The 25,205-nt window shown below is 34.3% G+C and carries 28 protein-coding genes and 1 pseudogene; 9 read left to right on the top strand and 20 right to left on the bottom strand.

Features of this window, described 5'->3' with window-relative positions; translation table 11 throughout:
• Positions 1 to 11 precede the first annotated feature (11 nt).
• Positions 12 to 1,286, bottom strand: coding sequence for a sensor histidine kinase (locus ABH960_RS10260; protein WP_002014814.1), 1,275 nt, complete (start codon positions 1,284 to 1,286; stop codon positions 12 to 14).
• 309 nt (positions 1,287 to 1,595) lie between these two features.
• On the opposite strand from ABH960_RS10260, the gene ABH960_RS10255 reads away from it, so the two are divergent.
• Both ABH960_RS10255 and ABH960_RS10250 read left to right on the top strand, forming a co-directional pair.
• On the top strand, positions 1,596 to 1,796 hold the full coding sequence (locus ABH960_RS10255) for a hypothetical protein (RefSeq protein ID WP_000929276.1): 201 nt from the start codon (positions 1,596 to 1,598) through the stop codon (positions 1,794 to 1,796).
• Positions 1,797 to 2,030: 234 nt separating this feature from the next.
• A complete protein-coding gene (locus ABH960_RS10250) occupies positions 2,031 to 3,194 on the top strand; it encodes an aminotransferase A (protein ID WP_002128899.1) in 1,164 nt (387 codons plus the stop codon).
• Positions 3,195 to 3,198: 4 nt separating this feature from the next.
• On the opposite strand, the gene malR is transcribed toward ABH960_RS10250, so the two are convergent.
• The 4 genes from malR to ABH960_RS10230 all read right to left on the bottom strand — a co-directional run bounded on the left by malR (position 3,199) and on the right by ABH960_RS10230 (position 7,994).
• Entirely contained in the window at positions 3,199 to 4,230 is a 1,032-nt protein-coding gene (gene malR, locus ABH960_RS10245; protein WP_404444884.1) for a maltose operon transcriptional repressor MalR, read from the bottom strand.
• Between the two features lie 283 nt (positions 4,231 to 4,513).
• Complete coding sequence (gene malD / locus ABH960_RS10240; protein ID WP_001022600.1) at positions 4,514 to 5,356, bottom strand: maltosaccharide ABC transporter permease MalD; 843 nt, start codon at positions 5,354 to 5,356, stop codon at positions 4,514 to 4,516.
• Entirely contained in the window at positions 5,357 to 6,658 is a 1,302-nt protein-coding gene (gene malC, locus ABH960_RS10235; RefSeq protein WP_404444881.1) for a maltosaccharide ABC transporter permease MalC, read from the bottom strand.
• Positions 6,659 to 6,734: 76 nt separating this feature from the next.
• Entirely contained in the window at positions 6,735 to 7,994 is a 1,260-nt protein-coding gene (locus ABH960_RS10230; RefSeq protein WP_404444878.1) for an extracellular solute-binding protein, read from the bottom strand.
• A gap of 324 nt (positions 7,995 to 8,318) precedes the next feature.
• On the opposite strand from ABH960_RS10230, the gene ABH960_RS10225 reads away from it, so the two are divergent.
• The gene (locus tag ABH960_RS10225; protein ID WP_404444874.1) at positions 8,319 to 10,079 is read left to right on the top strand and encodes an alpha-glycosidase; all 1,761 of its coding nucleotides are present in this window, start codon (positions 8,319 to 8,321) and stop codon (positions 10,077 to 10,079) included.
• Positions 10,080 to 10,117: 38 nt separating this feature from the next.
• Here the strand turns inward: ABH960_RS10225 and malL are convergent, their stop codons facing one another.
• Positions 10,118 to 11,794, bottom strand: coding sequence for an oligo-1,6-glucosidase (malL, locus tag ABH960_RS10220; protein WP_404444871.1), 1,677 nt, complete (start codon positions 11,792 to 11,794; stop codon positions 10,118 to 10,120).
• A gap of 276 nt (positions 11,795 to 12,070) precedes the next feature.
• On the opposite strand from malL, the gene ABH960_RS10215 reads away from it, so the two are divergent.
• The gene (locus tag ABH960_RS10215) at positions 12,071 to 13,171 is read left to right on the top strand and encodes an ABC transporter ATP-binding protein (protein WP_002128903.1); all 1,101 of its coding nucleotides are present in this window, start codon (positions 12,071 to 12,073) and stop codon (positions 13,169 to 13,171) included.
• 69 nt (positions 13,172 to 13,240) lie between these two features.
• On the opposite strand, the gene ABH960_RS10210 is transcribed toward ABH960_RS10215, so the two are convergent.
• From ABH960_RS10210 to ABH960_RS10200, 3 genes are all read right to left on the bottom strand, one after another.
• On the bottom strand, positions 13,241 to 13,750 hold the full coding sequence (locus ABH960_RS10210; RefSeq protein ID WP_002066937.1) for an SDR family NAD(P)-dependent oxidoreductase: 510 nt from the start codon (positions 13,748 to 13,750) through the stop codon (positions 13,241 to 13,243).
• Between the two features lie 65 nt (positions 13,751 to 13,815).
• A complete protein-coding gene (locus tag ABH960_RS10205; RefSeq protein WP_002128904.1) occupies positions 13,816 to 13,914 on the bottom strand; it encodes a hypothetical protein in 99 nt (32 codons plus the stop codon).
• Positions 13,915 to 14,184: 270 nt separating this feature from the next.
• Entirely contained in the window at positions 14,185 to 14,640 is a 456-nt protein-coding gene (locus ABH960_RS10200; protein ID WP_002138152.1) for an RDD family protein, read from the bottom strand.
• A 131-nt stretch (positions 14,641 to 14,771) separates the two neighbouring features.
• Here ABH960_RS10200 and ABH960_RS10195 point away from each other — a divergent pair, with 131 nt between their 5' ends.
• Positions 14,772 to 15,203 (top strand): DUF3997 domain-containing protein, encoded by a 432-nt coding sequence (locus tag ABH960_RS10195; RefSeq protein ID WP_002128907.1) that lies wholly within the window; start codon positions 14,772 to 14,774, stop codon positions 15,201 to 15,203.
• 44 nt (positions 15,204 to 15,247) lie between these two features.
• Here the strand turns inward: ABH960_RS10195 and ABH960_RS10190 are convergent, their stop codons facing one another.
• Together ABH960_RS10190 and ABH960_RS10185 are read right to left on the bottom strand one after the other, a co-directional pair.
• A complete protein-coding gene (locus ABH960_RS10190) occupies positions 15,248 to 16,006 on the bottom strand; it encodes a hypothetical protein (RefSeq protein ID WP_002066932.1) in 759 nt (252 codons plus the stop codon).
• 36 nt (positions 16,007 to 16,042) lie between these two features.
• Positions 16,043 to 16,771 (bottom strand): DUF4184 family protein, encoded by a 729-nt coding sequence (locus ABH960_RS10185; protein WP_404444865.1) that lies wholly within the window; start codon positions 16,769 to 16,771, stop codon positions 16,043 to 16,045.
• A gap of 146 nt (positions 16,772 to 16,917) precedes the next feature.
• Here ABH960_RS10185 and ABH960_RS10180 point away from each other — a divergent pair, with 146 nt between their 5' ends.
• Together ABH960_RS10180 and ABH960_RS10175 are read left to right on the top strand one after the other, a co-directional pair.
• Entirely contained in the window at positions 16,918 to 17,187 is a 270-nt protein-coding gene (locus ABH960_RS10180) for a hypothetical protein (protein ID WP_404444862.1), read from the top strand.
• 10 nt (positions 17,188 to 17,197) lie between these two features.
• Entirely contained in the window at positions 17,198 to 17,923 is a 726-nt protein-coding gene (locus tag ABH960_RS10175; protein ID WP_002190550.1) for an AAA family ATPase, read from the top strand.
• A gap of 29 nt (positions 17,924 to 17,952) precedes the next feature.
• On the opposite strand, the gene ABH960_RS10170 is transcribed toward ABH960_RS10175, so the two are convergent.
• From ABH960_RS10170 to ABH960_RS10160, 3 genes are all read right to left on the bottom strand, one after another.
• On the bottom strand, positions 17,953 to 19,128 hold the full coding sequence (locus ABH960_RS10170; protein WP_002128911.1) for an acetyl-CoA C-acetyltransferase: 1,176 nt from the start codon (positions 19,126 to 19,128) through the stop codon (positions 17,953 to 17,955).
• 139 nt (positions 19,129 to 19,267) lie between these two features.
• Positions 19,268 to 19,717 carry an NUDIX hydrolase gene (locus ABH960_RS10165; protein WP_033708394.1) on the bottom strand — a complete coding sequence of 150 codons (450 nt, stop codon included), beginning with the start codon at positions 19,715 to 19,717 and terminating at the stop codon, positions 19,268 to 19,270.
• Positions 19,718 to 19,978: 261 nt separating this feature from the next.
• Complete coding sequence (locus tag ABH960_RS10160) at positions 19,979 to 20,272, bottom strand: DUF3928 family protein (RefSeq protein WP_002088390.1); 294 nt, start codon at positions 20,270 to 20,272, stop codon at positions 19,979 to 19,981.
• Between the two features lie 176 nt (positions 20,273 to 20,448).
• On the opposite strand from ABH960_RS10160, the gene ABH960_RS10155 reads away from it, so the two are divergent.
• Entirely contained in the window at positions 20,449 to 21,066 is a 618-nt protein-coding gene (locus ABH960_RS10155; protein ID WP_404444857.1) for an ImmA/IrrE family metallo-endopeptidase, read from the top strand.
• 15 nt (positions 21,067 to 21,081) lie between these two features.
• On the opposite strand, the pseudogene ABH960_RS10150 reads toward ABH960_RS10155, so the two are convergent.
• From ABH960_RS10150 to ABH960_RS10130, 5 genes and pseudogenes are all read right to left on the bottom strand, one after another.
• A pseudogene (locus ABH960_RS10150) lies at positions 21,082 to 21,340 on the bottom strand (DNA-binding protein).
• 21 nt (positions 21,341 to 21,361) lie between these two features.
• Positions 21,362 to 22,120: a DUF1129 domain-containing protein gene (locus ABH960_RS10145; protein ID WP_404444854.1), complete on the bottom strand. Its 759-nt coding sequence runs from the start codon at positions 22,118 to 22,120 to the stop codon at positions 21,362 to 21,364.
• Positions 22,121 to 22,142: 22 nt separating this feature from the next.
• A complete protein-coding gene (locus ABH960_RS10140; protein WP_219303461.1) occupies positions 22,143 to 22,904 on the bottom strand; it encodes a DUF1129 domain-containing protein in 762 nt (253 codons plus the stop codon).
• A 13-nt stretch (positions 22,905 to 22,917) separates the two neighbouring features.
• On the bottom strand, positions 22,918 to 23,673 hold the full coding sequence (locus ABH960_RS10135) for a DUF1129 domain-containing protein (protein WP_404444850.1): 756 nt from the start codon (positions 23,671 to 23,673) through the stop codon (positions 22,918 to 22,920).
• Entirely contained in the window at positions 23,673 to 24,005 is a 333-nt protein-coding gene (locus tag ABH960_RS10130; protein WP_002014879.1) for a PadR family transcriptional regulator, read from the bottom strand. Before ABH960_RS10130 ends, ABH960_RS10135 begins: the two co-directional genes overlap by 1 nt.
• 196 nt (positions 24,006 to 24,201) lie before the next feature.
• On the opposite strand from ABH960_RS10130, the gene ABH960_RS10125 reads away from it, so the two are divergent.
• Positions 24,202 to 24,978 carry a 3-hydroxybutyrate dehydrogenase gene (locus ABH960_RS10125; RefSeq protein ID WP_404444845.1) on the top strand — a complete coding sequence of 259 codons (777 nt, stop codon included), beginning with the start codon at positions 24,202 to 24,204 and terminating at the stop codon, positions 24,976 to 24,978.
• A 60-nt stretch (positions 24,979 to 25,038) separates the two neighbouring features.
• Here the strand turns inward: ABH960_RS10125 and ABH960_RS10120 are convergent, their stop codons facing one another.
• A complete protein-coding gene (locus tag ABH960_RS10120) occupies positions 25,039 to 25,176 on the bottom strand; it encodes a YvrJ family protein (RefSeq protein ID WP_000393342.1) in 138 nt (45 codons plus the stop codon).
• Between the last annotated feature and the right edge of the window lie 29 nt (positions 25,177 to 25,205).

Here is a 25,205-nt window from a genome sequence, read left to right as displayed (position 1 = left end):
ATCGGTAACTTTTATTCCTTATATCGTACAGCTGGCAATATAATAATAGCTTCAGTTCCTTTTCCGCTTTCACTTTTATATTCCAATGTGCCATTATGCGCTTGTAAAATACTAAATGTTACCATAAGGCCTAATCCTGTTCCTTTTTCTTTTAAAGAATAATACGGTTGTCCAAGCCTTACTAACTGTTCTTTTGTCATTCCAACACCACTATCTTTAACTCTTATTATTATCAATTCATCTTTTTGAATAGCTGTTACTTTTAAATACCCTTTGTTTCCTTGAATTGCTTCAATACCGTTTTTAACAACATTCATAATAGCTTGCTTCAATTTCGTCTTATCGCCGATAGTATAAAGGCTCTCAGAAATCTCAACTTGCAAATAAACGCCCTGCATCGCTGCAAATGATGACATAAGAGTTGTCATTTCAATTAATTGTGCTGATAAACAAATATGTTCTTTTTTTTCAATTTGAGGCCTTGCTAAATTTAAATAATCTGAAATAATCTGTTCAGCACGATCCAGTTCAGCTAATACAAGACGCATATAATCTTTGTTTTTTACGTCTTCCGTACTCTCTAGCAATTGAATAAACCCTCGTACAACAGTGAGAGGGTTTCGAACTTCATGTGCAACACTTGCAGCTAACTCACTTACAATATTAAGTTTTTCTGATTTTTGCATTTCTGTACGCAATAATGCATTTTCGTTTAAATACTCAGTCAAATACACTTGAAATACCATTGTCATAACCATAATAAGTGATGCAAATATATACCCACTATATAGATTAGATATGTACGGTGTAAAACCTGTTTCTAAAAGGACATTCAACATCCCGACTACTAATGAAACAAGAACATAAAATGATGCAATCATAAAAGCTAATATTAGCTTCTTATCTCTTGAAAAAAGAGACCATTTCTTTGACAAAAATAATGGAATTATCGAAAGAAATATAACTTCTACCATAGGCAACCAACTAAGCCCCTTAAAAATCCATTCATATGCAACATAAATAATGGCAGGGATGAGCCCAACAATCCCACCATATAAAAAACCACTAACAATTGGGACTGGATGAAAATTGTATCCGCAAACGGTACCAAAACAAATAGAGTATGTCATGGAGAGAACGAGTGTAACGCTAGATAAAAACATAATAAAGTAGCGATTAGGCTTCGGAAGCATTCCTTGATAACGATTTAAACGAATCGCTTCATATAAAAATAGTGGTAAAATAATGATGGCAATTTGGATCATTAAATCACGAATCAGCTCCATAGCCTCTCATCCCCTATATGTATTTTGATATGATTATATCATTTTATAAGTCTATTTGTTTCAAAATTTTGATTTTTCTTAACATCTTTGTTAATTATTTGTTAACAACTAATAATAAATGTTACAAATTTCCGAAATGATTGTAAACCCTGTACCAAATTTCCTTCGTGCAGTATACAATGAATACGGATTACAAAGAAAATAAAAAACACTTCACTAGACGGACAACTATCGCAAAATACAGCATATAATCCATACTATCTATGTTTACAAATAAGTGATCATTACTTTAGTAGGAGGAAGATAAATATGGCGGGTACTACGCTTGTTTTAAAAGAAGAAAATTTGGTTGTGCTAGAAAACGTTGAAAAATCAGTATACGAAGAATTGCAACATAAAGCAGGGGACGAAGACTGTACATGTGCTGTAAATGAATCCGTTGTCCATCTTGGCAAAGTATCTTCCGTACTTTGGAACGAAGATGAAATAGATTGGGAATACGGTTATTAAAAAGTCGCTTGCAGCGGCTTTTTTTGTGTTTATGCTTAAGTGAAACTTTAATTAACTCACACAGCTTATACTCTTATAGACATTTGAACCCTCACATAATTTCTTACTTCCACTGAATTTTAAGATACGATTCTTATCTTTCACAAATAGCGGGGGAAATTTTATAAACAAAGCGTAATAGTTGAAAATATGATAAAATGAACTTAATTTTCAAACGGAAGAAAGGGAGATACAATGGAACAATTCATTAATCCTAGAGTGAAGGACATCCAAATTTCTGGAATCCGTCAGTTCTCTAATATGATTCAAAACTATGATAATCTTATCTCTTTAACAATTGGGCAACCCGATTTCCCTACACCTTCTCTAGTAAAAGAAGCAGCTAAACGGGCCATTACAGAAAATTATACAAGCTATACACATAACGCTGGTTTACTAGAATTACGCAAGGCAGCTTGTAACTTTGTAAAGGACAACTACAATTTACATTATTCACCTGAAAACGAAACCATTGTTACAATCGGTGCTAGTGAAGCGATCGATGTTGCATTCCGAACTATTTTAGAACCAGGAACGGAAGTAATTTTACCTGCTCCTATTTACCCTGGTTACGAGCCGATTATTCGACTATGTGGTGCAACTCCTATTTTTATAGATGTTCGCGAAACTGGATTTCGTTTAACAGCTGAAGCATTGCAACATGCAATTACAGAACGAACAAGATGCGTCGTTTTACCGTATCCTTCTAATCCAACTGGTGTTACCTTATCAAAAGAAGAATTAGAAGATATTGTATCTGTCTTAAAAGATAAAAATATTTTCGTTCTTTCTGATGAAATTTATAGTGAACTTGTATATGAAGAAAAACACACATCTATCGCTCATTTCCCAGAAATGCGTGATAAGACGATTGTCATTAACGGATTATCAAAATCACATTCTATGACCGGCTGGCGTATCGGACTTTTATTTGCTCCAGAATATTTAGCAAAACACATATTAAAAGTTCATCAATACAATGTTACATGCGCTACTTCAATCGCTCAGTATGCTGCAATCGAAGCTTTAACAGCTGCTAAAGATGCCCCGAAGATGATGCGCTATCAATACAAAAAACGCTGTGATTACGTATATAATAGACTCATTCAAATGGGTTTAACGGTTGAGAAGCCAACAGGTGCATTTTATTTATTCCCATATGTTGGACATTTAACATCTTCATCATTTGATTTTGCACTTGATCTTGTAAAAGAGGCTGGGCTAGCCGTTGTTCCTGGAACCGCATTTTCCGAATACGGTGAAGGCTACCTTCGCCTTTCCTATGCTTACAGTATTGAAACTTTAAAAGAAGGCTGTGACCGTTTAGAAGCCTTTCTAAAGAAAAAAGCTAAGAGTTAAACTCTTAGCTTTTTGTTGCATAATGATCACAAGTTTGACGCTTCAATAATTTATGCGGAATAATAATGCATTTTGAAGTAGATTCAGAATGCTCCACCTTATCAACTAAAGCTTTTGCCGCTTCATACCCTAATTGATAAATATTCACATCAACTGTCGAAAGTGGTGGACTAGCAATTTCTGATAATAAAGCATTGTTAAAGCTTACAATCGAAACATCTTTCGGTACAACAAATCCTTTTTTAGAAAGCGCACTTAACACGCCAAGTCCAATTAAATCATCCGTTGCCATAATTGCCGTCGGTGGTTGCTTTAGTCCCATTAATTCCTCAACAGCCTGTTGACCACTCTCTCTTGAAAAATCAAAGTGTAAAATATACTCTTTCGGCAATAGAATATCTGCAAGTTTCAAAGCATCACTCATCCCCGCCAAACGCTCTCTCGTTACAAGTAAATCTGAGCCACCGCCAATGAACGCGATTTGCTTATGCCCTAATGAAATCAAATATTCCGCTACTTCTCTTGCAGCCGTATAATTGTCATTATCTACATATGTAATTTCATCTTTTCGATCATATGGCTTTCCTATTAAAACAAACGGGAAATTTTGTTCATGCAAATATTGAATAATCCGATCGTTCTCTCTTGAATATAAAAGAATAATGCCACCAATTTGACGCCCTTGTACCATCTTTATAACACCATTAAAAATTTCTTCTTCCGTTTCACCTGTCGACATATAGAGCGCATACCCTTCCATATGTGCAAATGAGCTTATTCCTCTTATAACTTCTGGGAAAAACGGATTTTGAAAAGCTTTACTTGCAGAGCTCGGCATAACGAGCCCAAGCGTTTTTGTTGTCTGGTTCGCAAGGTTTCTTGCATTTAAATTTGGATGATAGCCTAGTTCACTCATTACTTTTCGAACACGGCGCTTTGTCTTTTCACTTATACTTGGATTATCAGCAATTACACGGGAAACCGTCGATGGTGCAACATTTGCTTTCTTCGCCACATCTTTAATTGTAACTGTCATAAAAATCCCCTCCTCTCACTTCTCTGCCATTTTTCATATATTGTTATCTTGCAATCGTTGCAAGTAATAGGAGAAACCGCAAACTTTCATCACTTCGTTCTATCTTGCAAAAATTATTATCTTCTCCCTCTCCATGTATTGTAAGGGATATAGCTTTATTTTCCTATACTATAATATACTATTTATTTCACATCTTTTCGCATGTGATGTCAAATCTCTTTTCATCTCCCTACAAATTTTTTATAGGGAGATGAAAAGAGAAATGGGACGTAATGTCCCATTTTCATCCTTTCGTACCTCCAGCTGTTAAACCGGAAACAAAATATTTTTGCAGCGATAAGAATAAAATAGAAATCGGAATTGCAATTAATACTGAGCCAGCTGCAAATGTCGTAAATTCATTACCAAATTTTTTCGCTACCATTTCATATAGTCCAACTGCTAAAGTATAATTTTCCGGTGTGCGCAAAATAATACTCGCTAAAATGAAATCTGTAAATGGACCGATGAAAGTGAATAAAGCTACAACCGCTACGATTGGTTTTGCAAGCGGCATAATGATTTGCCAGAAAATACGGAAATGCCCTGCTCCATCCATTCGAGCTGATTCATCCAACTCTTTCGGAATCGTATCAAAATACCCTTTCATTAGCCATGTATTCATCGGAATTGCTCCGCCCACATAAATTAAAATTAATGCAAGATGTGTATCAAGTAATCCTGTTAACTGAGCTAATATATATAGTGCGATTAACGCTGCAAAATTCGGGATCATTTGCAGAATTAAAAATGTTAATAAACCATTTTTTCTTCCGACAAAACGATATCTCGAAAATGCATAAGCAGTAAAGCTAATTGCTAACACCGAAAAAATCATCGTCATTACACTAACTTTTAAAGTATTTTTATACCAAAGTAAGTAATTACTTGAATCGAGATCAAGTAGCTTGCGATAATGATCTAACGTGGCATTTTTCGGAATAATACTTGACCCAGATAAACTATCCCCTGGATTAAACGATGAGCCAATTATCCATAATAATGGATAGAAAATAATCGCACACATTATGAAGATAACTAAATAACTTAATGAAAGACGTAACATCTTTTGTCGTTTAATATTCATTTACATCATATCCTCTTCTTGGAATGATTTTGTTCTCTTAAATTGCCATAACGCAACTGTAATAACAATTAACGATAAAATCATTGTAAGAGCTGCTGCTTTTCCGTACTGAGCCGAAGTCATCGTTAACTTATAGATCCATGAAATTAAAATATCCGTTCCACCCGCATTTTGTCCAGACACAGCAGGTCCCCCGCTATTAAATAGATAAATAATACTAAAATTATTAAAGTTAAACGTATACTGTGTAATCAAAATTGGTGCTGTTGCGTATAAAACAAGTGGCAATGTAATTTTACGGAACTGTTGCCAAGCAGTTGCCCCATCTACTGTAGCAGCTTCATATAATTCTCCTGGAATCGATTGCAATATACCTGTTGTCATTGCAAATACGAATGGGAAACCGAGCCACGTTTGGATCATAATTAAAGCAATCTTCGCCCAAAACGGATCTGTCATCCAAGCAATCTTTTCAATCCCGAATAAAGCTAATACTTGATTATTAATTGCTCCAAATGTTTCATTAAACATACCCGAGAAGACAAGAATAGATACGAATGCTGGAACAGCCCACGGTAAAATGAAGATTGTTCGAATAATTGCCTTACCTTTAATACCAGGCTGATTTACGATAATCGCTAAGAAAATACCAAGTGCAACTTGTAATGTTGTTGCAACAAATGTCCAAATGACAGTCCAAGAGAATACACTTAAAAATGTATCTCTCCACATTGGTAATGTGAAAATATCAATAAAGTTTTTAAAGCCCACCCAATCTACTAATTTAGCTGGAGGAGAGTGATATAAATCATAATTCGTAAATCCAATTAAAATTACGAAAATGATTGGGAAAACAACAACAAAGATAAGCAATAGAAAACCTGGTGAAACCATTAAATATGGAAAACCTTGATCTAATAAGTTACGATATTGCTCTTTTACAGAGTTTAATGGCGTTCCTATATCACGTTTTTTCCCATTTTGATATGCATCATATAAGTTAAATGCATATATCCCTAGACCAAACACAACGACGATTAGTGCCAAAATCCCTTCTACTAATAGAAAGACCGAATGGTCACGTGGAACTTCTGTACCAAGCGTTACAATTCCCCATAATCCTATATTTAACAAATCAGCAAATGCTACAATAAATGAACCTGTTAATACTAGAAAAATAAGACCTTTTACAAATTGTTTATTATATAGTTGACCAATACCTGGAATGATTGATAACATGGTCGCCATTTTCCTATGCTTTGAACCGTTTAACTCTTTCTCTGGTTCCATAGATGTTTGCATGTTCCTTCCCCCTTTTTTCTTCCTACTTGGAAGGGAGAGAATTCGTGCCTCTCCTATTAGAGGCACGAATTTCACCTTATTTTTTATTGCTGTGGTTTGCCTCAATATTACCTTTAATTTGTTTCACTGCATTATCAAGTGCTGCTTTTGGCTCTTGTTTATTTGATACAACTAATTGAAGCGCATCTCCAGCTGGTTTCCAAACTTCTTGCATTTCTGGAATATTCGGCATCGGGATTCCATTTTCTGATTGAGTCGCAACTGCTTTTGCAGCCTCATTATCTTTAATAATTGGATCTTCCATCACTGATTTTACTGGAGGAATTTCTTTTGTTTTCTCAAATCGAATTTTCGCGTTTTCTTCATTTGTTACCCACTCAGTGAATTTTGTAGCTAAATCATTTTGTTTAGAGAAACTTGTTACATGCCATCCTTTTACCCCAACAAATGTTTTCATCGGTTGACCATTTGGTAATTTCGGCATTGGAGCAACACCATAATCAATTCCAGCCTTTTCCATCGCTTGGAATGCCCATGGACCATTCATAATAGATGCTGCTTTTCCTTCATTAAATAATCCATCTGCAGCTGAACCGCCAGATTCACCAATAATTCCTTTTGGTAATAATTTTTCTTTATACCATTTTTGAATATATTCAGCACCTTGTACTGCACCACTATTATTTAATCCAATATCTGTCGGAGTCAGTTTTCCATCTTTTTCACCAAATACATAACCGCCCATACCCTCCATAAATGCGTTAGCAAAATAGAAGTTATCTCCTAATGTTAAAAATCCGTACTTGTCATCTTTCGTAAAGTCTTTTGAGAAGTTATACAGCTCATCCATCGTCTCTGGTGCTTTTGACATTAATTTTTTATTATAAATAAAGATTGGTGTTTCAATTGCTTTTGGTAAACCGTATAGTTTTCCGTCGTATGTTTGTGCCTTTATTGATAAATCTGTAAATTTATTTTTTACCGTATCATCCACTTTCACCTCTGAAAGTAGCCCTTCTGTTACCGCATTACCAATATGATCATGTGGCAATGTTACAACATCTGGCCCTGTACCAGCTGGACCGTCGAGACGAAGTTTTTCTATTTGTTTCGTCATCTGAACCTCTTCAACTTTTACTTTCACATTATATTTCTTTTCAAAACTTTTCACTGCCGGCTCTAAACCCACACCTTTTTTCTCATCTTCCCAAACGAGAAGATCATAATCTTTCTTCTCTTTACTTGCTTCTTTTTCCCCTGAATCTTTCGGTCCACATGCAGATAACATACCGATTGACAATGCTGAAATCGTTAATAGTGATAATGCTTTCTTCATCCCAAAAACCTCCCTAAATTGTCTATGTACCTCTTTAATTGAAAACGTTTGCATTTAATTGTTTAATAGAAGCGCAAACAATATCTAAATCTATGAAAACGTTTGCGCTATTTGTCTATCATTATACATCCTTTTATTCATTTTGCAAATATTAATTTTCAAAATAATCTTATCATACTCTTTATTCATTGACTTTACATAAAATGAATACTACTCTTATAAGCAATATTAAAGTTATGTGGAAGGCAATCGTTTGCAACATAATCTTTATTATTTCGTTTAAGGGAACTATATGTATAGAGATATTAAAGGGGGATTTTCTATATGCTTAAAGAAGCGATCTATCATAGGCCAAAAGATAATTATGCATACGCTTACGACGAAAAAACAATTCACATCCGAATACACACAAAAAGAGATGATGTTCACAACGCCGCTCTCATCTACGGTGACCCGTACGAATGGCAGGACGGGAAATGGATTACAGCGAGTACACCGATGAAAAAAACTGGATCTACTGAGTTATTTGATTATTGGTCCGTTTCAATCAAACCAAAATTTAAACGCTTACGTTATGGATTCGAATTAAAAAACGACGTAGAAACTTTTATTTATACAGAACGAGGATTTTTTTCTAATATCCCAAATGACGATGTCGGTAACTTTTTCTGCTTTCCATTTGTTCATGCAAAAGACGTTTTCAGGGCACCATCCTGGATTAAAGACACAGTATGGTATCAAATTTTCCCGGAACGATTCGCTAACGGGGATAACACATTAAATCCAGCAAACACCCTCCCTTGGGGAAGTACCGAACCAACTCCAACTAATTTTTTCGGCGGAGATTTTGCTGGTATTATTCAAAACCTTGATTACCTTGTGAAGCTTGGAATTTCCGGAATATATTTCACTCCTATTTTCAAAGCTCATTCGAATCATAAATATGACACAATTGATTACATGGAAATCGATCCACAATTTGGGACGAAAGAAACTTTCAAAGAACTCGTTCAGGCGTGTCATAAACATGGTATAAAAGTAATGCTCGACGCTGTTTTTAATCATAGCGGATACTTCTTTGTTAAATTTCAAAACGTGCTGAACCACGGTGAGAATTCCGCCTATAAAGATTGGTTCCACATTCATGAATTCCCAATTATAACCGAGCCACTTCCTAATTATGATACTTTCGCATTTACACCGTATATGCCTAAATTAAATACAGCACACCCAGATGTAAAAGAATATTTACTTGAAGTAGGGCGTTATTGGGTAAGAGAATTCAATATAGACGGTTGGCGCCTTGATGTAGCAAATGAAGTCGATCACAGTTTTTGGAGAGAATTCCGAAGTGAAATAAAAGCATTGAATCCTGAAGTATATATTTTAGGTGAAATTTGGCACGATGCACTCCCATGGCTACAAGGTGACCAATTTGATGCTGTAATGAGCTATCCTGTTACAAACGCTCTACTTTCTTACTTTGCTAACGAATCCATTCATGCAAGTGAATTTATGAAACAAATTACCGATTCTCTACATTCCTACTCTATGAATGTAAATGAAGCGGCATTTCATTTATTAGACAGTCATGACACACCTAGAATTTTAGCAACATGTAACGGGGATAAAAATAAGTTAAAGTTACTCTATGTATTTCACCTTTCTTTCATCGGTTCTCCTTGTATTTATTACGGCGATGAAATCGGTATGGATGGTGGAATGGACCCTGACTGCCGCAAATGTATGATATGGGATGAAAAAGAACAAGATACTCTTTTATTTACACATATACAAACATTAATTTCATTACGGAAACAACATAAAGCATTTGGAGGAAATGGTACTTTTCAATTCATTGAGGCAAATGATGAACATAATTATATTTCTTATACAAAAACATATGAAGATGAAACTATCTTTTTCGTTTTAAATCCTACTAACAGTGAAGTTACAACTTCACTCCCTCTTCATATTACCAGGAAGAAAATAATTAACATTTATACAAACGAAGAATTTTCAGCGGAAGCAAGTGTATTACAAGTTACACTTCCACCGTATGGATTCTCTATTTTAAAATGGTAATAGTAAAAGCCTTATGCCAGGGTGGCATAAGGCTTTTCTTATTTCAATTTAAATACCATTGCTTCATATGGTCGTAATGTAATGTTTTCTATCAATACATTTTCTACATCATAATTGTGTATTAATAACTCTGCTTCACTATAAACAATATCCTCTGGCAATTCAAATACACATTCATCCGCAGTGAAGTTTGCAATCACCAGCAGCTTTTCTTCTCCATATGTTCTTACATAAGCAAAAATAGAGGGGTTATTTTCTAATATTAAATCATATGTTCCATACACAACTATTTCATTGTTTTTACGTAATTCAATCAATTTTTTATAGTAATAAAAAATTGATTCTTCATCTTGAATTGCTTGTTTCACGTTAATCTCTTTGTAGTTAGGATTTACCGCGATCCAAGGCTCACCCGTTGTGAATCCAGCATGTTCTCTATCATCCCACTGCATCGGAGTTCTAGCATTATCTCGGCCCTTTATATATATAGACTGCATCACTTTATCGATATCTTCGCCGCGCTCTATAACTTTTTCTTTATACATATTTAGTGTTTCAATATCTCGGTATTCATCAATTGATTCAAATCGAACATTTGTCATTCCGATTTCTTCTCCTTGATAAATATATGGTGTCCCTTTCATCATATGAAGTACTGTCGCTAACATTTTTGCTGATTCAGTATGATAAGCTCCATCATTACCAAAACGAGATACAACGCGAGGCTGATCATGGTTATTCCAATAAAGGCTATTCCATCCTGTTTGTTCTAATGCTTTTTGCCACTTTGTTAAATTTTGTTTCAAAGTAAGGAGTGAGCATGGTTTTACATCCCATTTCCCGCCTTCTCCGGAATCTAAATCCATATGTTCAAATTGGAATACCATTTGCAGTTCTTTTCTAGCTTCCCCTGTATACAATTTAGCCTCTTCTGTCGTTACACCAGGCATTTCCCCAACCGTCATAATGTCATACTGAGACAATACGTCTTCATTCATTTCATGCAAATACTTATGAATATTCGGACCGTTCATAAAATGTTTATGCCCTGAAACATATCCTTCTTCATCCGTTTCAACAGATGGTAAGCCATCTTCTTTAGAAATAAAATTGATAACATCCATACGGAACCCATCAATTCCTTTTTCTAACCAAAACTTCATCATGTCATAAACATCTTGTCTCACCTTTTCATTATCCCAGTTTAAATCTGGCTGTTTTTTAGAAAACAGATGCAAATAATATTCATCTGTCATTTCATCATATTGCCATGCAGAGCCACTAAATGCTGCTCCCCAGTTATTCGGCTCTTTCCCTTCATTTCCAGGACGCCATATATAATAGTCTCTATATTTATTATCTTTCGATTTACATGATTCAATAAACCAATTATGTTCATCTGAAGTATGATTAACAACTAAGTCCATCATAAGTTTCATATTACGTTTATGCATTTCATGTAATAGTTCATCCCAATCTTCCATTGTTCCGAACTCATTCATAATTTTACAATAATCACTTATATCGTAACCATTATCATCGTTTGGAGATTCATAGACTGGTGATAACCAAATTACATCAATACCTAATTCTTTTAAGTAATCTAGCTTCGCAAGAATACCACGAAGATCACCTATACCATCACCGTTACTATCCATAAAACTACGAGGATAAATTTGATATACTACACTTTCTTTCCACCATTGTTTTTCCATTATGCTACCCCATTTCATCTATACTATTGATTCTTTTTCTTTTTTTAAGGCGCAAACGTTTTCATTACTGAATGATAACAGATTCTATCCAAATTTAAAATAGCGCTTACAATATTTATTTTCTTTTTCTAATAAAACATGTGGAACTTATTATATATTCATAGGAATAATGAAAACGTTTTATTTTTTTATAGTGTTTTTATTTCTTTTTTGAATCTATTCGTTTATAATAAATTCAAAGAAAACGTTTGCATAAACTTTCTAGGGGGAAATATCATGGCAGAACTTAAATTAGAAAATATTTATAAAATATATGATAATAACGTAACAGCCGTAACAGATTTTAATTTACACATTCAAGATAAAGAATTTATCGTATTCGTTGGTCCTTCTGGCTGCGGAAAATCTACAACACTACGAATGGTAGCTGGGCTTGAAGATATTTCAAAAGGAGAATTTTCAATTGATGGTAAGCTAATGAACGATGTTCCTCCAAAAGATCGAGATATCGCAATGGTCTTCCAAAACTACGCTCTTTATCCACATATGAGTGTGTATGATAATATGGCATTTGGATTAAAACTTCGAAAAATACCAAAAGATGAAATCGACCGTCGAGTGAAACATGCAGCTCAAATTTTAGGGCTTGAACAATATTTAGATAGAAAACCGAAAGCTTTATCAGGTGGACAACGTCAACGTGTTGCATTAGGTAGAGCAATTGTTCGAGACGCAAAAGTCTTCTTAATGGATGAACCATTATCAAACTTAGACGCTAAACTACGTGTTGCAATGCGATCAGAAATTTCTAAATTACACCACCGCCTTGGCACAACGACAATTTATGTAACACATGATCAAACTGAGGCAATGACAATGGCTTCACGCCTTGTTGTTATGAAAGACGGCAAAATCCAACAAATTGGAACTCCAAAAGAAGTATATGAAACACCTGAAAATATTTTCGTTGGTGGTTTTATCGGTTCACCCGCAATGAATTTCTTCCGTGGAAAATTAACTGAAACCGATTTCGTTATAGACAGTTCACTAAAGTTTAAAGTATCTGAAGGAAAAATGAAGTTATTACGCGAACAAGGCTATGTAAATAAAGAAATTGTTTTAGGTATTCGTCCAGAAGATATTCATGATGAACTATTATTTTTAGAAGCTTCACAATCTACTACTTTCACAACAAAAATTGAAGTTGCAGAGTTGTTAGGGGCTGAATCCATTTTATATATGAAACTTGGAAATCAAGATTTTGCAGCACGTGTTGATGCAAGACATACTTTTTCACCTGGTGACCAAATTAAACTTGCTTTTGATATGAATAAAGCACATTTCTTTGATAGCCAAACCGAACAACGTATTCGTTAAAAAATAAAGTTCTATAATAGAACATACAAAAAAACCGTCCACATATATACTGGGGGCGGTTTTCCATTATTATACTAGGGCTTCTATTGTATGAAATGATTGTCCTCTCGTGCTAATAATACCAAAAACAGGTAAATCACTAAGCACCACTTCTTCTTGCTGTTTCATAAAAGATGACGTTAATTGTTTTATCTCTATCCAAACGTCATTAATACAAAGTACATTGGAATCGTTCTCTTGTTGGCGAGAAAAAATAGAATCTATTTTATATAGACCAGCATTTTGAAAAAGCATATCAATACGACTGTATGCCTCCATAGCAAAACTAATAACACGTTGCCAATCTCCTTGTTTCCCCATATCGTAGGATACAAAAAGTGCTTCTCCGCCTAAATCCGTAATTTCCTCAGCTGTTGCTTGTCCACTTTCTTGATCAATGTCCGTCACAATTACTTTTGCGCCTTGCTTAGCCAACAAAAGAGCTGTACTACGTCCAATACCGATGCCACCACCAGTTACAATGGCAACCTTTCCTGCAAGCTTCATTTTCATTACCCCTTCTATAAGTCTTACCGTCATTCAGTATACTCCTTTATTAGATTAGTCTGCAAGCAGGAAAAGTTCACTCTACAGCTTGTAAGCGATTACTTTTTTGTTTCTTTTTTTTTCTTACTATTATATTGATCGAAGGTTAAACCAATAAAAATAAGAATTCCCCAAAATATTAAGCTACCTCCAGTCATTCCAAATCCCCCTTTGTTATATAACGATATTATTTATACCCATTATAACATTCTCTTAATTTTCAATCTATTTAAAACGAAAATAGGATGTTTGAATTAGCTACCGCTTCTTTAAACATCCATCAATAATATGGAGGGTATTATATAGGAAATATCCGCCCTATATCAATTCCATTTATGGAATTTTTCATGAAATTAAAAATAAGACTTTTTATATACAAACAATAAAAAGTCTTATTTCATTAGTAGCACGTATACTCTAAATATTAATTATACAAGACTCATCACTTTTGTCTTTGCAATTAAATCATGGAAGCCACAATTATCTTTGCGGAATAACATCATATATACATTGCATATTAATGGAACTCCAAGTAATAATATGCTTGGTAATAATAATACCAAAAATCGTATTATTAATGTTTGTAACGTTAGTTTTTCACTTGTTAACGAGATTATTTTTGTTCTTGTTACCTTTTTACCAAGTGTAGAACCGTTCCAAAGAAAAGGTAACAGAATAAAATTTATAGCCATTAATACGAAAACAAGTGTAAGGTCATATCTATAGTCACCTAAACTTATATTAAAACGATTAAAAATAGCACTATAGTTTCCTGTAATAATAGCTACTACTGCACCGTACGTAACCGAGATTAAAAACATGTCAATAAGGGAAGCACCTATGCGATTCATTACAAGCGCTGGACGATGCATCTTTAACTTCATTTTGTGTCGACTCCTTCATATCCTTCTTTACCCGTTTCATCGTACCACTTCTAAAAAACATTGTAAACTGGCGTTTCGCTTACTTTTCTTGTACAATGTGTTACAACAGCATTATAAAGGAGGTTCCCATATTGAAAAGATGGATAATCCTATTTGCCGCACTCTTATTAACAGGTTGCACAGGCAATACAAACCATTTAACCTATACAATTAACGATGAATATGAACTCATACATACTTCTGGAGATGCATTTGAACTTTTCCCATCGCAGGATGCTGTATATGCTACACAATACATCCCTGCAAAAATTACAGAAATTGCTTGGGACGATAAATACATTATCACAAAGCAAATTGAGGAAAAATCAGATCCAAACAATCCTGACGCAGCAATTACAAATAAAAAAATTGAACATTATTGGATTATCGATGTAAAGCATAATAAACGATTTGGTCCTTATAATGAAAAACAATTTAACGAGCAAAAAGATGCTTTTAAAATTACAGTGCCTTTTCAAAGTGTAGATTCATATGTGAAAGAGCTAAAAAAACAGTCAGCATAACTTTTTATGCTGACTGTTTTTGCTTAAATTATTATAAAGACACTTTATTTAGAGAGTGAAATATTAAAAGTTTGCGGTTCTTTAACAGCTTCATTTGTGTCTCCTGCTGCTAAATCATCTGTCGTAAACTTAATATCCTTTACTTTTTCTTTTCCATCATCAAGTATTAAACCGATAATTCCTTCTCGTGTCTCACCAGGCCTATAATCTTCCCTTGAAACACTCTTTGTACCAACGAGCGTATCTTCATCATATAAAAAGTTTTGAGTCGCTACATTAAAATGTTGTTTGTCATTTATAGCAACATCATTCATAGAGAAAAATTGCATGTTCTTATCTCCACTATTCTCTACCTTATATGTAATTTCAACATACCGAATCGTATCGCTAATCTCTGTTCCACTTAACGATGCATATAATTCAGCATCTTCTTGACTCACTTTATCTCCCAATCTACGCTTTACTTCTTCAGGAGTTAATGCAGTATACACTTTCAATGTATTTTTTGCCTCTTTGCTCATTTGTGATAATGAGATAACTTTAACATCTTGTACGTGAATTTTCATTGGGGCTACTTCAAATGTCTGATTCACAGAATGAATCTGTTCTAATTCAAATGTCCCCCACCCTTTTTCTTTCACTTTTTGTCCTACTTTTTTAAGCTCACGCCCACCATACTCTTTTGTTTCTGGAATAGATTCTTTCTTTTTAGGTTCTGCCTTCTTTTCTTCTTGCTGGAAGCAACCACTTAACATAAGAAGAAAACTGCATAAAACAAAAATACTTTTCCATGCTTTCATCATTTAATTTCTCCTAACACTATCATTCATTAATATAAATTAGTCCCTTGATTTGTAAACTATAGAAACAATAAGAAGTCCACAAAACGAACTTATCAGTCCAGATACTATTATACCTCCTATTTGGAAAATATGAAAATAGGGGTCTAATAACGCGTGAACGATAAATATAATAATCGCCACAACGATAGATGAAGCCCAATATTTCTTTTTTTCCGAAGTTAAACTAGTATCTTGATCAGTTTCCCTCCTATATTTCCATAGTACATATATTAGTAATAGTAGACCAAAACACGTACTCCCATGCTGTAAAAATTTATAAATCGGAATACTATATACTTCTTGCTGTAACAGCGGTATTTTCATAACAAAATAGCCTGTCTTATGAGTAAAAGCATCCCAGACGACATGCGTCACCATACCGAATAAAGCAGAATAGCAAAATACAAAAAAGTCCTTCCAAGTATATAGCCCCCACTTCGCATCTACTACATATTTATAGTAATTAGCAAAAGGCTTAGGTAAATGTGTTATAAACGGTCCTTTTAAAATACGATGATATCCATATGCTAATAAAAAAACGAGTGGTAAATTCAAATAGAAGAAACCAGCCCATGTATGGCCAATAATACCGTATGGCCTAAAATATAAAAAATATTCAAAATCAGGTGCCATACTACCCAATATAAGAGCCGTCACCGAAATATAACTAGAATGTTTCTTAGCAAAAGGGAGAACAGCTGCTGGATGTGCAAATGTAAACGGCATATTTTAACTCCTTTTCATATTTCCAATAGAATACATATTATCATAACGACATGAATAATCTCCATGCAATATTTATTTTCACATTGGAATATGATAGTTTAAATGTTATAATTCACATAAAATATTCAGAAAATAAAGGGGATCACGTGTCGTTAACACTTGTATTTTTTCTTGTTCTGTCTACCTTGTTTTTAAGTACATACATTGGCTTCTTTCTATGGAAGCACTTGAAAATTATAAAATATATGCCTGCCCTCTTTGGTTTTATGAGCGTTCTTATCATTTTTATAGGAAAGAGGATGGCTTTCAGCTGGGAAGGTCTCGGTTTTGGCGCACTTCAATATACAATATTACTAGCAAGTTGTATTACACTTGTATTCGCTGCTTTTTTAGAAACAAAATCCGTTATGAATTGAGGTTTATATATTGATTGAAACACCCTTTTTAAAAAGCGTCTCATTACAAAAAGAAAATATCCCTAGCTTTTCCGCATATCCATACTGCTTACCGGCTATACGAACATTACAATCACTCCTTTTCCATCCAAATGTAACATTCATTATTGGAGAAAACGGAACGGGTAAATCAACATTACTCGAAGCGATTGCAGTTGCTTTAGGTTTTAATGCAGAAGGTGGAACGAAGAACTTCCGTTTTAACACGTACGATTCACATTCGTCTTTACATGAATACATTCGAATTTCAAAAAGTTTCAATACACCAAAAGACGGTTTCTTTCTTCGCGCTGAATCATTTTATAACGTTGCTTCTTATATCGATGAAATAGATGCTATAAAATCTTATGGCGGCGTTTCACTTCACGAACAATCACACGGCGAATCCTTCTTCTCATTATTTATGAATCGTTTTTCAGGACAAGGTTTATACATTTTAGATGAGCCTGAGGCAGCTTTATCCCCAATGAGACAACTTTCAATGCTCATTCGCATGCACGAACTAGCTGAACAAGGTTCACAATTTGTTATCGCAACGCATTCTCCCATTTTAATGGCTTATCCTGAATCTACTATATACTCTTTAACTCAAGAAGGGATTCACGAATCGACATTAGAAGAAACGGAGCATTACCAAACGACGAAACTTTTCTTTGAAAATCGCGATCGATTATTTCATCACTTATTTGAGTCATAAAAAAAGAGGCAGCAATCGCTGCCTCTTTTTTATAATGCTTCTATAAATAAAGCTACTCCAATACCGCCTCCAACGCATAGAGAGGCAATACCTTTTTCTAATCCACGTCGTTTTAATTCGTGAATTAAACTTACCGTAATACGAGCTCCTGTACAACCGATTGGATGTCCAAGTCCTACACCACTACCGTTTACATTCACTTTCTCACGGTCTAACCCTAACTCTTTCTCTACAGCTAGGTATTGTGCAGCGAAAGCTTCATTAATTTCAAGTAAATCTGCATCTTCTAATGACCAATCTACTTTTTCTAACCCTTTGCGAATTGCTGGTGCTGGTCCAATACCCATAATTTTCGGATCTACACCTGCTACTGAATATCCAACAATTCGAGCTAACGGTTGTAAGCCTTTTTCTTTCGCCTTTTCTTCACTCATTAATACTAAAACGGCACTTCCGTCATTAAGACCAGATGAATTCCCTGCAGTTACTGATCCATCTTTACGGAAAGCTGGTTTTAATCCTGCTAATTTTTCAGCTGTAATATCTGCACGTGGATGTTCATCCTTTGCAAATACAACTTCTTTTCTACGTTCTTTTATTGTAATAGGAACAATTTGGTCGTCAAAGTATCCAGACTCCATCGCTTGCAGCGCTAATGTATGACTACGAAGCGCAACTTCATCTTGTTCCTCTCTTGTAATTTCATATTGTTCAACTAAATTTTCCGCTGTTTCACCCATCATAATATGGTGAATCGGATCTTCTAAAACTTCCCACACCGTATCACGAATTTCTCCGTGCTGTAGACGTTGTCCCCAGCGGTGTTGTTTTAATGCATAAGGGCTCGAGCTCATTGCTTCTACTCCACCTGCAACAACAATATCACTTACACCTAATTGGATTTGCATTGCAGCAGACATAATTGCTTGCATACCTGAAGAACATTGACGTTGAATTGTATAACCAGTAACTGTGTCAGGAAATCCTGCCGCTAATGCAGCTGTTCTTGCTGTATTTGCTTCATCAGTTCTTTGAATACAATGACCTAAAATTACTTCATCAACTTCATGTGGCTCTACTCCGCCTCTTTTTACAGCTTCCTGAAGTACAGGAACAGCTAATTCTACTGGTGTTATATTTTTTAGTGCTCCTCCGAAAGTTCCAATAGGTGAACGAACTGCAGCTGTAATGACAACATTATGCATTTTGTACTTGCCCCTCTCTTATGTACCCTAGTAAGTTTTTAGGTGAAATCCCATAAGTTGTATGTCTAAAATTATCATACTATAAACATACCAAAAAATCAAAATATTTAATATAATAAAAATAGAAGGAATTAACCTTCTATTCTGTCAATGCGTATAAGAATTTTTGTAATATCTTCTCTGTCGTTTCATTCAATTTTGGTAACTTATCTACTGGAAAATATTGAAGTTGTAACCCTTCATGATCGAGCTTTAATTCTCCGCTTACATGATGTGCCTGATACAGATGAATCACATTAAAAATTTCATCTCCATTTGGATAACGGAAATAAACTTCCTTTCCTGAAAGAACGCCAAGAAATTGCATAATTTTCGCGTTTAGTCCCGTCTCCTCGAATAATTCTCTACGAGCAGTTTCTTCTGTCGTTTCTCCCAGTTCCATTGCCCCACCAGGTACGCCCCAATCATATGTATCTGAACGATATTGAAGCAATACTTCTTGATTATCATTTAATATAATAATTGCTGATCCTACTAAAATAAGTGGTCTCGTACCAACTACTTTGCGTAACTCTTCAATATACCCCAATATGTAAACTCCCCTTTCCTCACCCTTCCTTATCATAACAAAATTCTCTTTCTTTTGTTGCTGTAATTTTCAATAAAAAAGGAAGCTTCCACTTCCTTTTTTTACCGTTATCCTGCTATTTGCGGGCGGTAAGACCCCTACCTCAAAATTCAGCGAAAGTAAAGAAGTTAGGTGGGGATCGGGCTGCCCATAAAAGCCCGATTGGTGAGGGCTGATAATCAGTGGGCGATGAACAAAACCCCCACTGATTAAAGTTTCACTTTATTTCTTAAAGCTTTCGTATTTTACAACTTCAAAAGCTTCTTCAATTTCCTCATTATGATAATGGACATATGTAAAACGCCCTAATTCTACTAACCTAGCTATTTCTTGCAATGCTTTATGCTGATCATATGTTTCTTCAATTGTAATATGTACATAAAACTTCATTAATGGATGTTCATATAAAGGTTCTCCCACCTCTACATATACATCTTCAACCCCTTGCACAACTCTTACATAGCTCGCAAATTGATAAAGAGCTTCTCTGTCTGAAACGATTTTTAATGTATACATATATTCTCCCCCTTTTCTTTACTATATCAAAAAGCAGACCATACTACGTTATAGAACTATGAAATTTTTTCGACTTGTATTATATATATTCGTGCGATAAACAAGGCGTTTATCCATACATAGAATCTTTTCCCACATATATTATAGGAAGAATTTGTTCATTTGAGGTGTTCCTTATGGATTCATACGTTAATATATGTGTTTGCATTACTCCAGGCGCCGATATTTCTGACGACCGTATTGCAAAAGATTTAGCAGTTGCAGAATCAATTTGGCATCCCATTACATTTAAAATTAAAGAAGTAATTGTACTAAACGAGCTTTTCCGTTTTTCTAATCGGGAAATTAGTTATAAAAACTCCATTCAAAGTCAGGAAAAATTATCATCTTTTTTTCAAACTTGTGTTAACGAAGCTCCTGAATGCGACCTTTATATTTGTTATATTGGTAGTGATTATTTCAAAGAAACCGCAGTAATCGCTTGCGCTTACTCTCTAGCGAAACAACAACAACTTACTGGTTACATCGTTTTAACAAACTCAGCTGCTCCAATGAAAAATATATACACCCTCGCTCACGAAATTGGTCATATTTTATTTACAAGACGAATTCATGGAAAACTTACTCATGCAGATCCTCATTCTCCAACTGGATCGGAGCACCACCCTTCTCCAACAAATCTTATGTATCCTATCGTACCTCGTCCTGAAAACGTCCATATTCATTCCTTATTAACAAACGAACAAAAGGAACTCTCCTTACAAAGTTCTTTATTACAAAGAAAAAAACAGTAACGATCTTGTTACTGTTTAAAACAACATATTCCAATCAACAAACCAAATACCGGCTGCAAAGGATACACTATACACCTAAAACGAATCCCTCTAAAAATCAAAATATAGTATTTCTTTGGAAATAATTTTTTGTATATCCAGAGCAGCCACTTTTCTATTAATTTAAAAAGATACATTCAGACTTATCCCCTAATAAAATATTAAAATAGTCATCATGTATTTTTTTCATGAAAACAGTATAGTTGATCCTAGAAATCAAATCCCTCATATACATATAAATAACTGTCCCTCTTGTTTATTCGTATACTTCTTTTTTTTCTAATTTTATATGAATTTTTAAAAGCATATAAATAACAATGAAAAGGATTATTTGTTGTACATACATTCCAATAATACTCGATACATCTATCATTACAAATACATATTCTAATACAATTGGAACTAGTAAATACGACAAAGTAAACCAACCACCAAATTTAATATTTGTAACAGCCGCTAAAAGAACTACTATACCAACAAGAATGAAGCTTTCTGTACTAGTAAACTTAATAAATGTTGTACCATAAAACTTATTTAATAATGCAATACTAAAAATTAATAAAAACCATATCGCACCACTTATATACATAATTAAAAATTCAGTTCTTTTACGCTTAAATGATGCCGTTCTCATCCCCCATATTAATACAATAATTCCTACAAAAATCATAATCGGATAGCCAATTAACTCAATTAAAGAATAAGACAAACGACGGTCGGCTGCACTAAAGAATACGCTCTTCATCATCGTGAAATCCAATAAATTTACAATAAAGTAAAGTAATAATTTATAATTACCTTTTCTATCTATATCCATCTCTTCCGCAAGTTGATTAGCATATTCTTTTGGAGCATGACCAAATATATCACTTACCGTCTTTCCCTTCTTCTCACCTTCTATTAAATGTAGTTCTGCATCTTCTAAAAAGAATTTAATATCCTTCTCACTTATTCCTTTTACTCTTAAATAGGCTCCTGTGTTTTCCAAAAAAGTTCGTGACTCATGAGAAAGCATCGCATTCCCTCCTTCCAAACTACTAGTTTACACTTTTTCTCTCTTCAATTTTTAAAGACCATCTCATTAACCCATATATACTTCCATACATAAGTAATATCTTTGCAATTCCCCAAAATACATTTTTTTCTTCTAATCCTTTAAATATAAACATAATCGCTAAAGGAACAATTAGCACCAAAACACCCATCCAACCAAGGACATACACTTCTCCAACGAAAAGTAATAAAAAGATACTTGCTGCTAATATATATGTTTGCATTGTCGACAATTGCAAAATAGGTGTACCGTACCATTTATCAACAAACATCAATAATACTAATAATAAAATGGGAACCATTACTATTATGTAAATAATCCCGAACTCTACAAATTTATTTTTAAAAGAAGACATTCTAAACGCAACAATGGTTCCAATAATCGTAATGATTAAGACGATAGGATAGCCAATTAACTGTATATTCGTTAGTGTAAATTGCTGATTTGGATTATTAAATAAAATATGAGTTAATATCCAATACCCGCCAATACCAATTATCATCGCAAGAATACTCTTTATACTCCCGCCTTTATCCTTCTCCATCTCTTTCGCTAATTCTTCTGCATATTCTTTTGGCGAATCACCAAATATATCACTTACCGTCTTTCCTTTTTTCTCACCTTCTATTAAATGTAGCTCTGCATCCTCTAGAAAAGCATCTACATCTTCTTCTTTAATTCCCTTCGTAATTAAATACACTTTCGTATCGATTAAAAACTTTTCCCCTTCTTTAGAAACTTGCATTAGAATCCCTCCCTTATTTAACCGTTTCTCTTCTATTCGTCTTCATCATAATTTCAACGAAAATTAAAATAAATAAACTTCCGTATAAACATATAATCTGAAATAACATCGGTATGAGATCTTCTGATGTAAATGTTTGAAACACTAACATAATAGAAAGAGGAATAATTAAATATAAATTTTTAAACCATCCTTCAAAATATATATTTATAGCTACCGTGAGGATAAAGATCCCTCCAGCTAATATATAGCTTTGGACTAGAGTCAACGTAAACATCGTTGTAGGATATATCACATCTAATATCGTAACTGCTCCTAATAAAAACATTGGCGCAATCATGACTAAAAACCATGTTTTTGTAAAGCTTGTTACAAAGGTCATTTTACGAAGCAGAAAATTAGGACCCATTACAGCTAAAATCAATGTAAAACTATAGCCAATACACTGAATAAGTGAAATCTGTAGAATTCCGTTATTCACTATTAAGATAGAAGCAATAATCCAAAACGATACGACATTCATTACCGTAAAACCAATTTGCTTCCACGTTTCCTGTCTATCCCTTTCCATTACTTTTACAAGTTCATTTGCATATTCTTTCGGTGAGCTTCCGAAAATATCTTCTACACTTTTTCCTTCACCCTCACCTTCTATTAAATGCAACTCTGCATCTTCTAAAAAGCTTTCAATATCGCTTTCTTTCACACTCTTTGCAGTTAAAAATAATCTCATATCTAATAAAAAATTTCGCGCTTCATTTGATAACATTATTTTTTTCTCCCCTTCCCTTCAAGTAGACGCTCTACACTACTTTGCATCGCTTCCCAGCGATCCATAAATTCATCCAGTGCTTCCTCGCCTTTTTCTGTTAATGTATAATATTTTCGCTTTGGGCCAGATGGAGATTCCTTCATTACACTTGTTATTAATCCTTCCTTTTGCATTCGTATTAATAACGGATAAATACTTCCCTCACTCGCCATTGTGAAACCATACTTCGCTAATCTTTCACTCATTTCATAACCGTATATTTCACCTTCAGAAATAATAGCAAGTAAGCATCCTTCTAAAATCCCTTTCAGCATTTGACTTGTCGACATATTTCAAATCCTCCCACTATCTTGTTTTACAAGATAGATAAGCGTAAGTATCTTGCTTTACAAAATAGTATAGCAAACACTACTTTGCAAAACAAGATAGCTAGCAATATTTTTCCAAATGTTTGCAGGGATTTTATTATCACCTCTCTAAATAGAGCAATAAGAGAACTTTTATTATGAAGGAGTGTTTTTCATCATGGTTACAAATCGAGTTGTCTTTTTAACAGGTGCTGCGAGCGGTATTGGTTATGAAATGGGAAGTGCTTTTGCCAAAGAGGGTGCTAAAGTTGTAATTAGTGATCGTCTTGAAGAACGTGCGAAAGAAGCTGCTGAACAATTGCAAAAAGAAGGCTATCAAGCCATTGGTTTAAAATGTGACGTTACATCTGAAGAAGAAATTACAGCAGCAATTTCTCAAACAGTTACTCACTTCGGCTCATTAGATGTATTAATTAACAACGCAGGAATGCAACATGTTTCACCGATTGAAGATTTTCCAACTGATAAATTCGAGCTTCTTATTAAAATTATGCAAATCGCTCCATTTATCGCCATCAAACATGCTTTTCCGGTTATGAAAAAGCAAAAATATGGTCGTATTATTAATGTTGCTTCGATTAACGGACTTGTTGGATTCGCTGGAAAAGCTGCCTATAATAGCGCGAAACATGGCGTAATTGGATTAACAAAAGTTGCTGCTTTAGAAGGCGCTACTCACGGAATTACTGTTAATGCGCTTTGTCCTGGTTATGTCGATACTCCCCTTGTACGTAATCAATTACAAGATTTAGCCACTACAAGAAATGTACCACTTGAAAATGTTTTAGAAGATGTCATTTATCCTCTTGTACCACAGAAACGTTTGCTACAAGTACAAGAAATTGCTGATTATGCTATGTTTTTAGCAAGTGAAAAAGCAAAAGGCATAACTGGTCAAGCTGTTGTTATCGATGGTGGATATACTGCTCAATAAAAAAATAAAGTTTGCTCTTCGCGAGCAAACTTTATTTTACTTTTTATCGCGAGGATCTTTCTACTTTAGTAATTGTTTAGGGAGTTTCTCAATTGCAACAATCACTCCGTCTAATTTACTTTCAATGCGATGTAGTAAATATAGCGTTACAACAATTGGAAACCCCACATTACCTATCATCCTGATCCACTCTTCCATCTTTCTCTCCTCCCTTCATTACATAAATA

This window comes from Bacillus sp. RC252 (assembly GCF_044909215.1).
In the GTDB taxonomy this organism is placed as follows: domain Bacteria; phylum Bacillota; class Bacilli; order Bacillales; family Bacillaceae_G; genus Bacillus_A; species Bacillus_A mycoides.
This window is presented reverse-complemented; position numbering and strand designations above follow the sequence as displayed.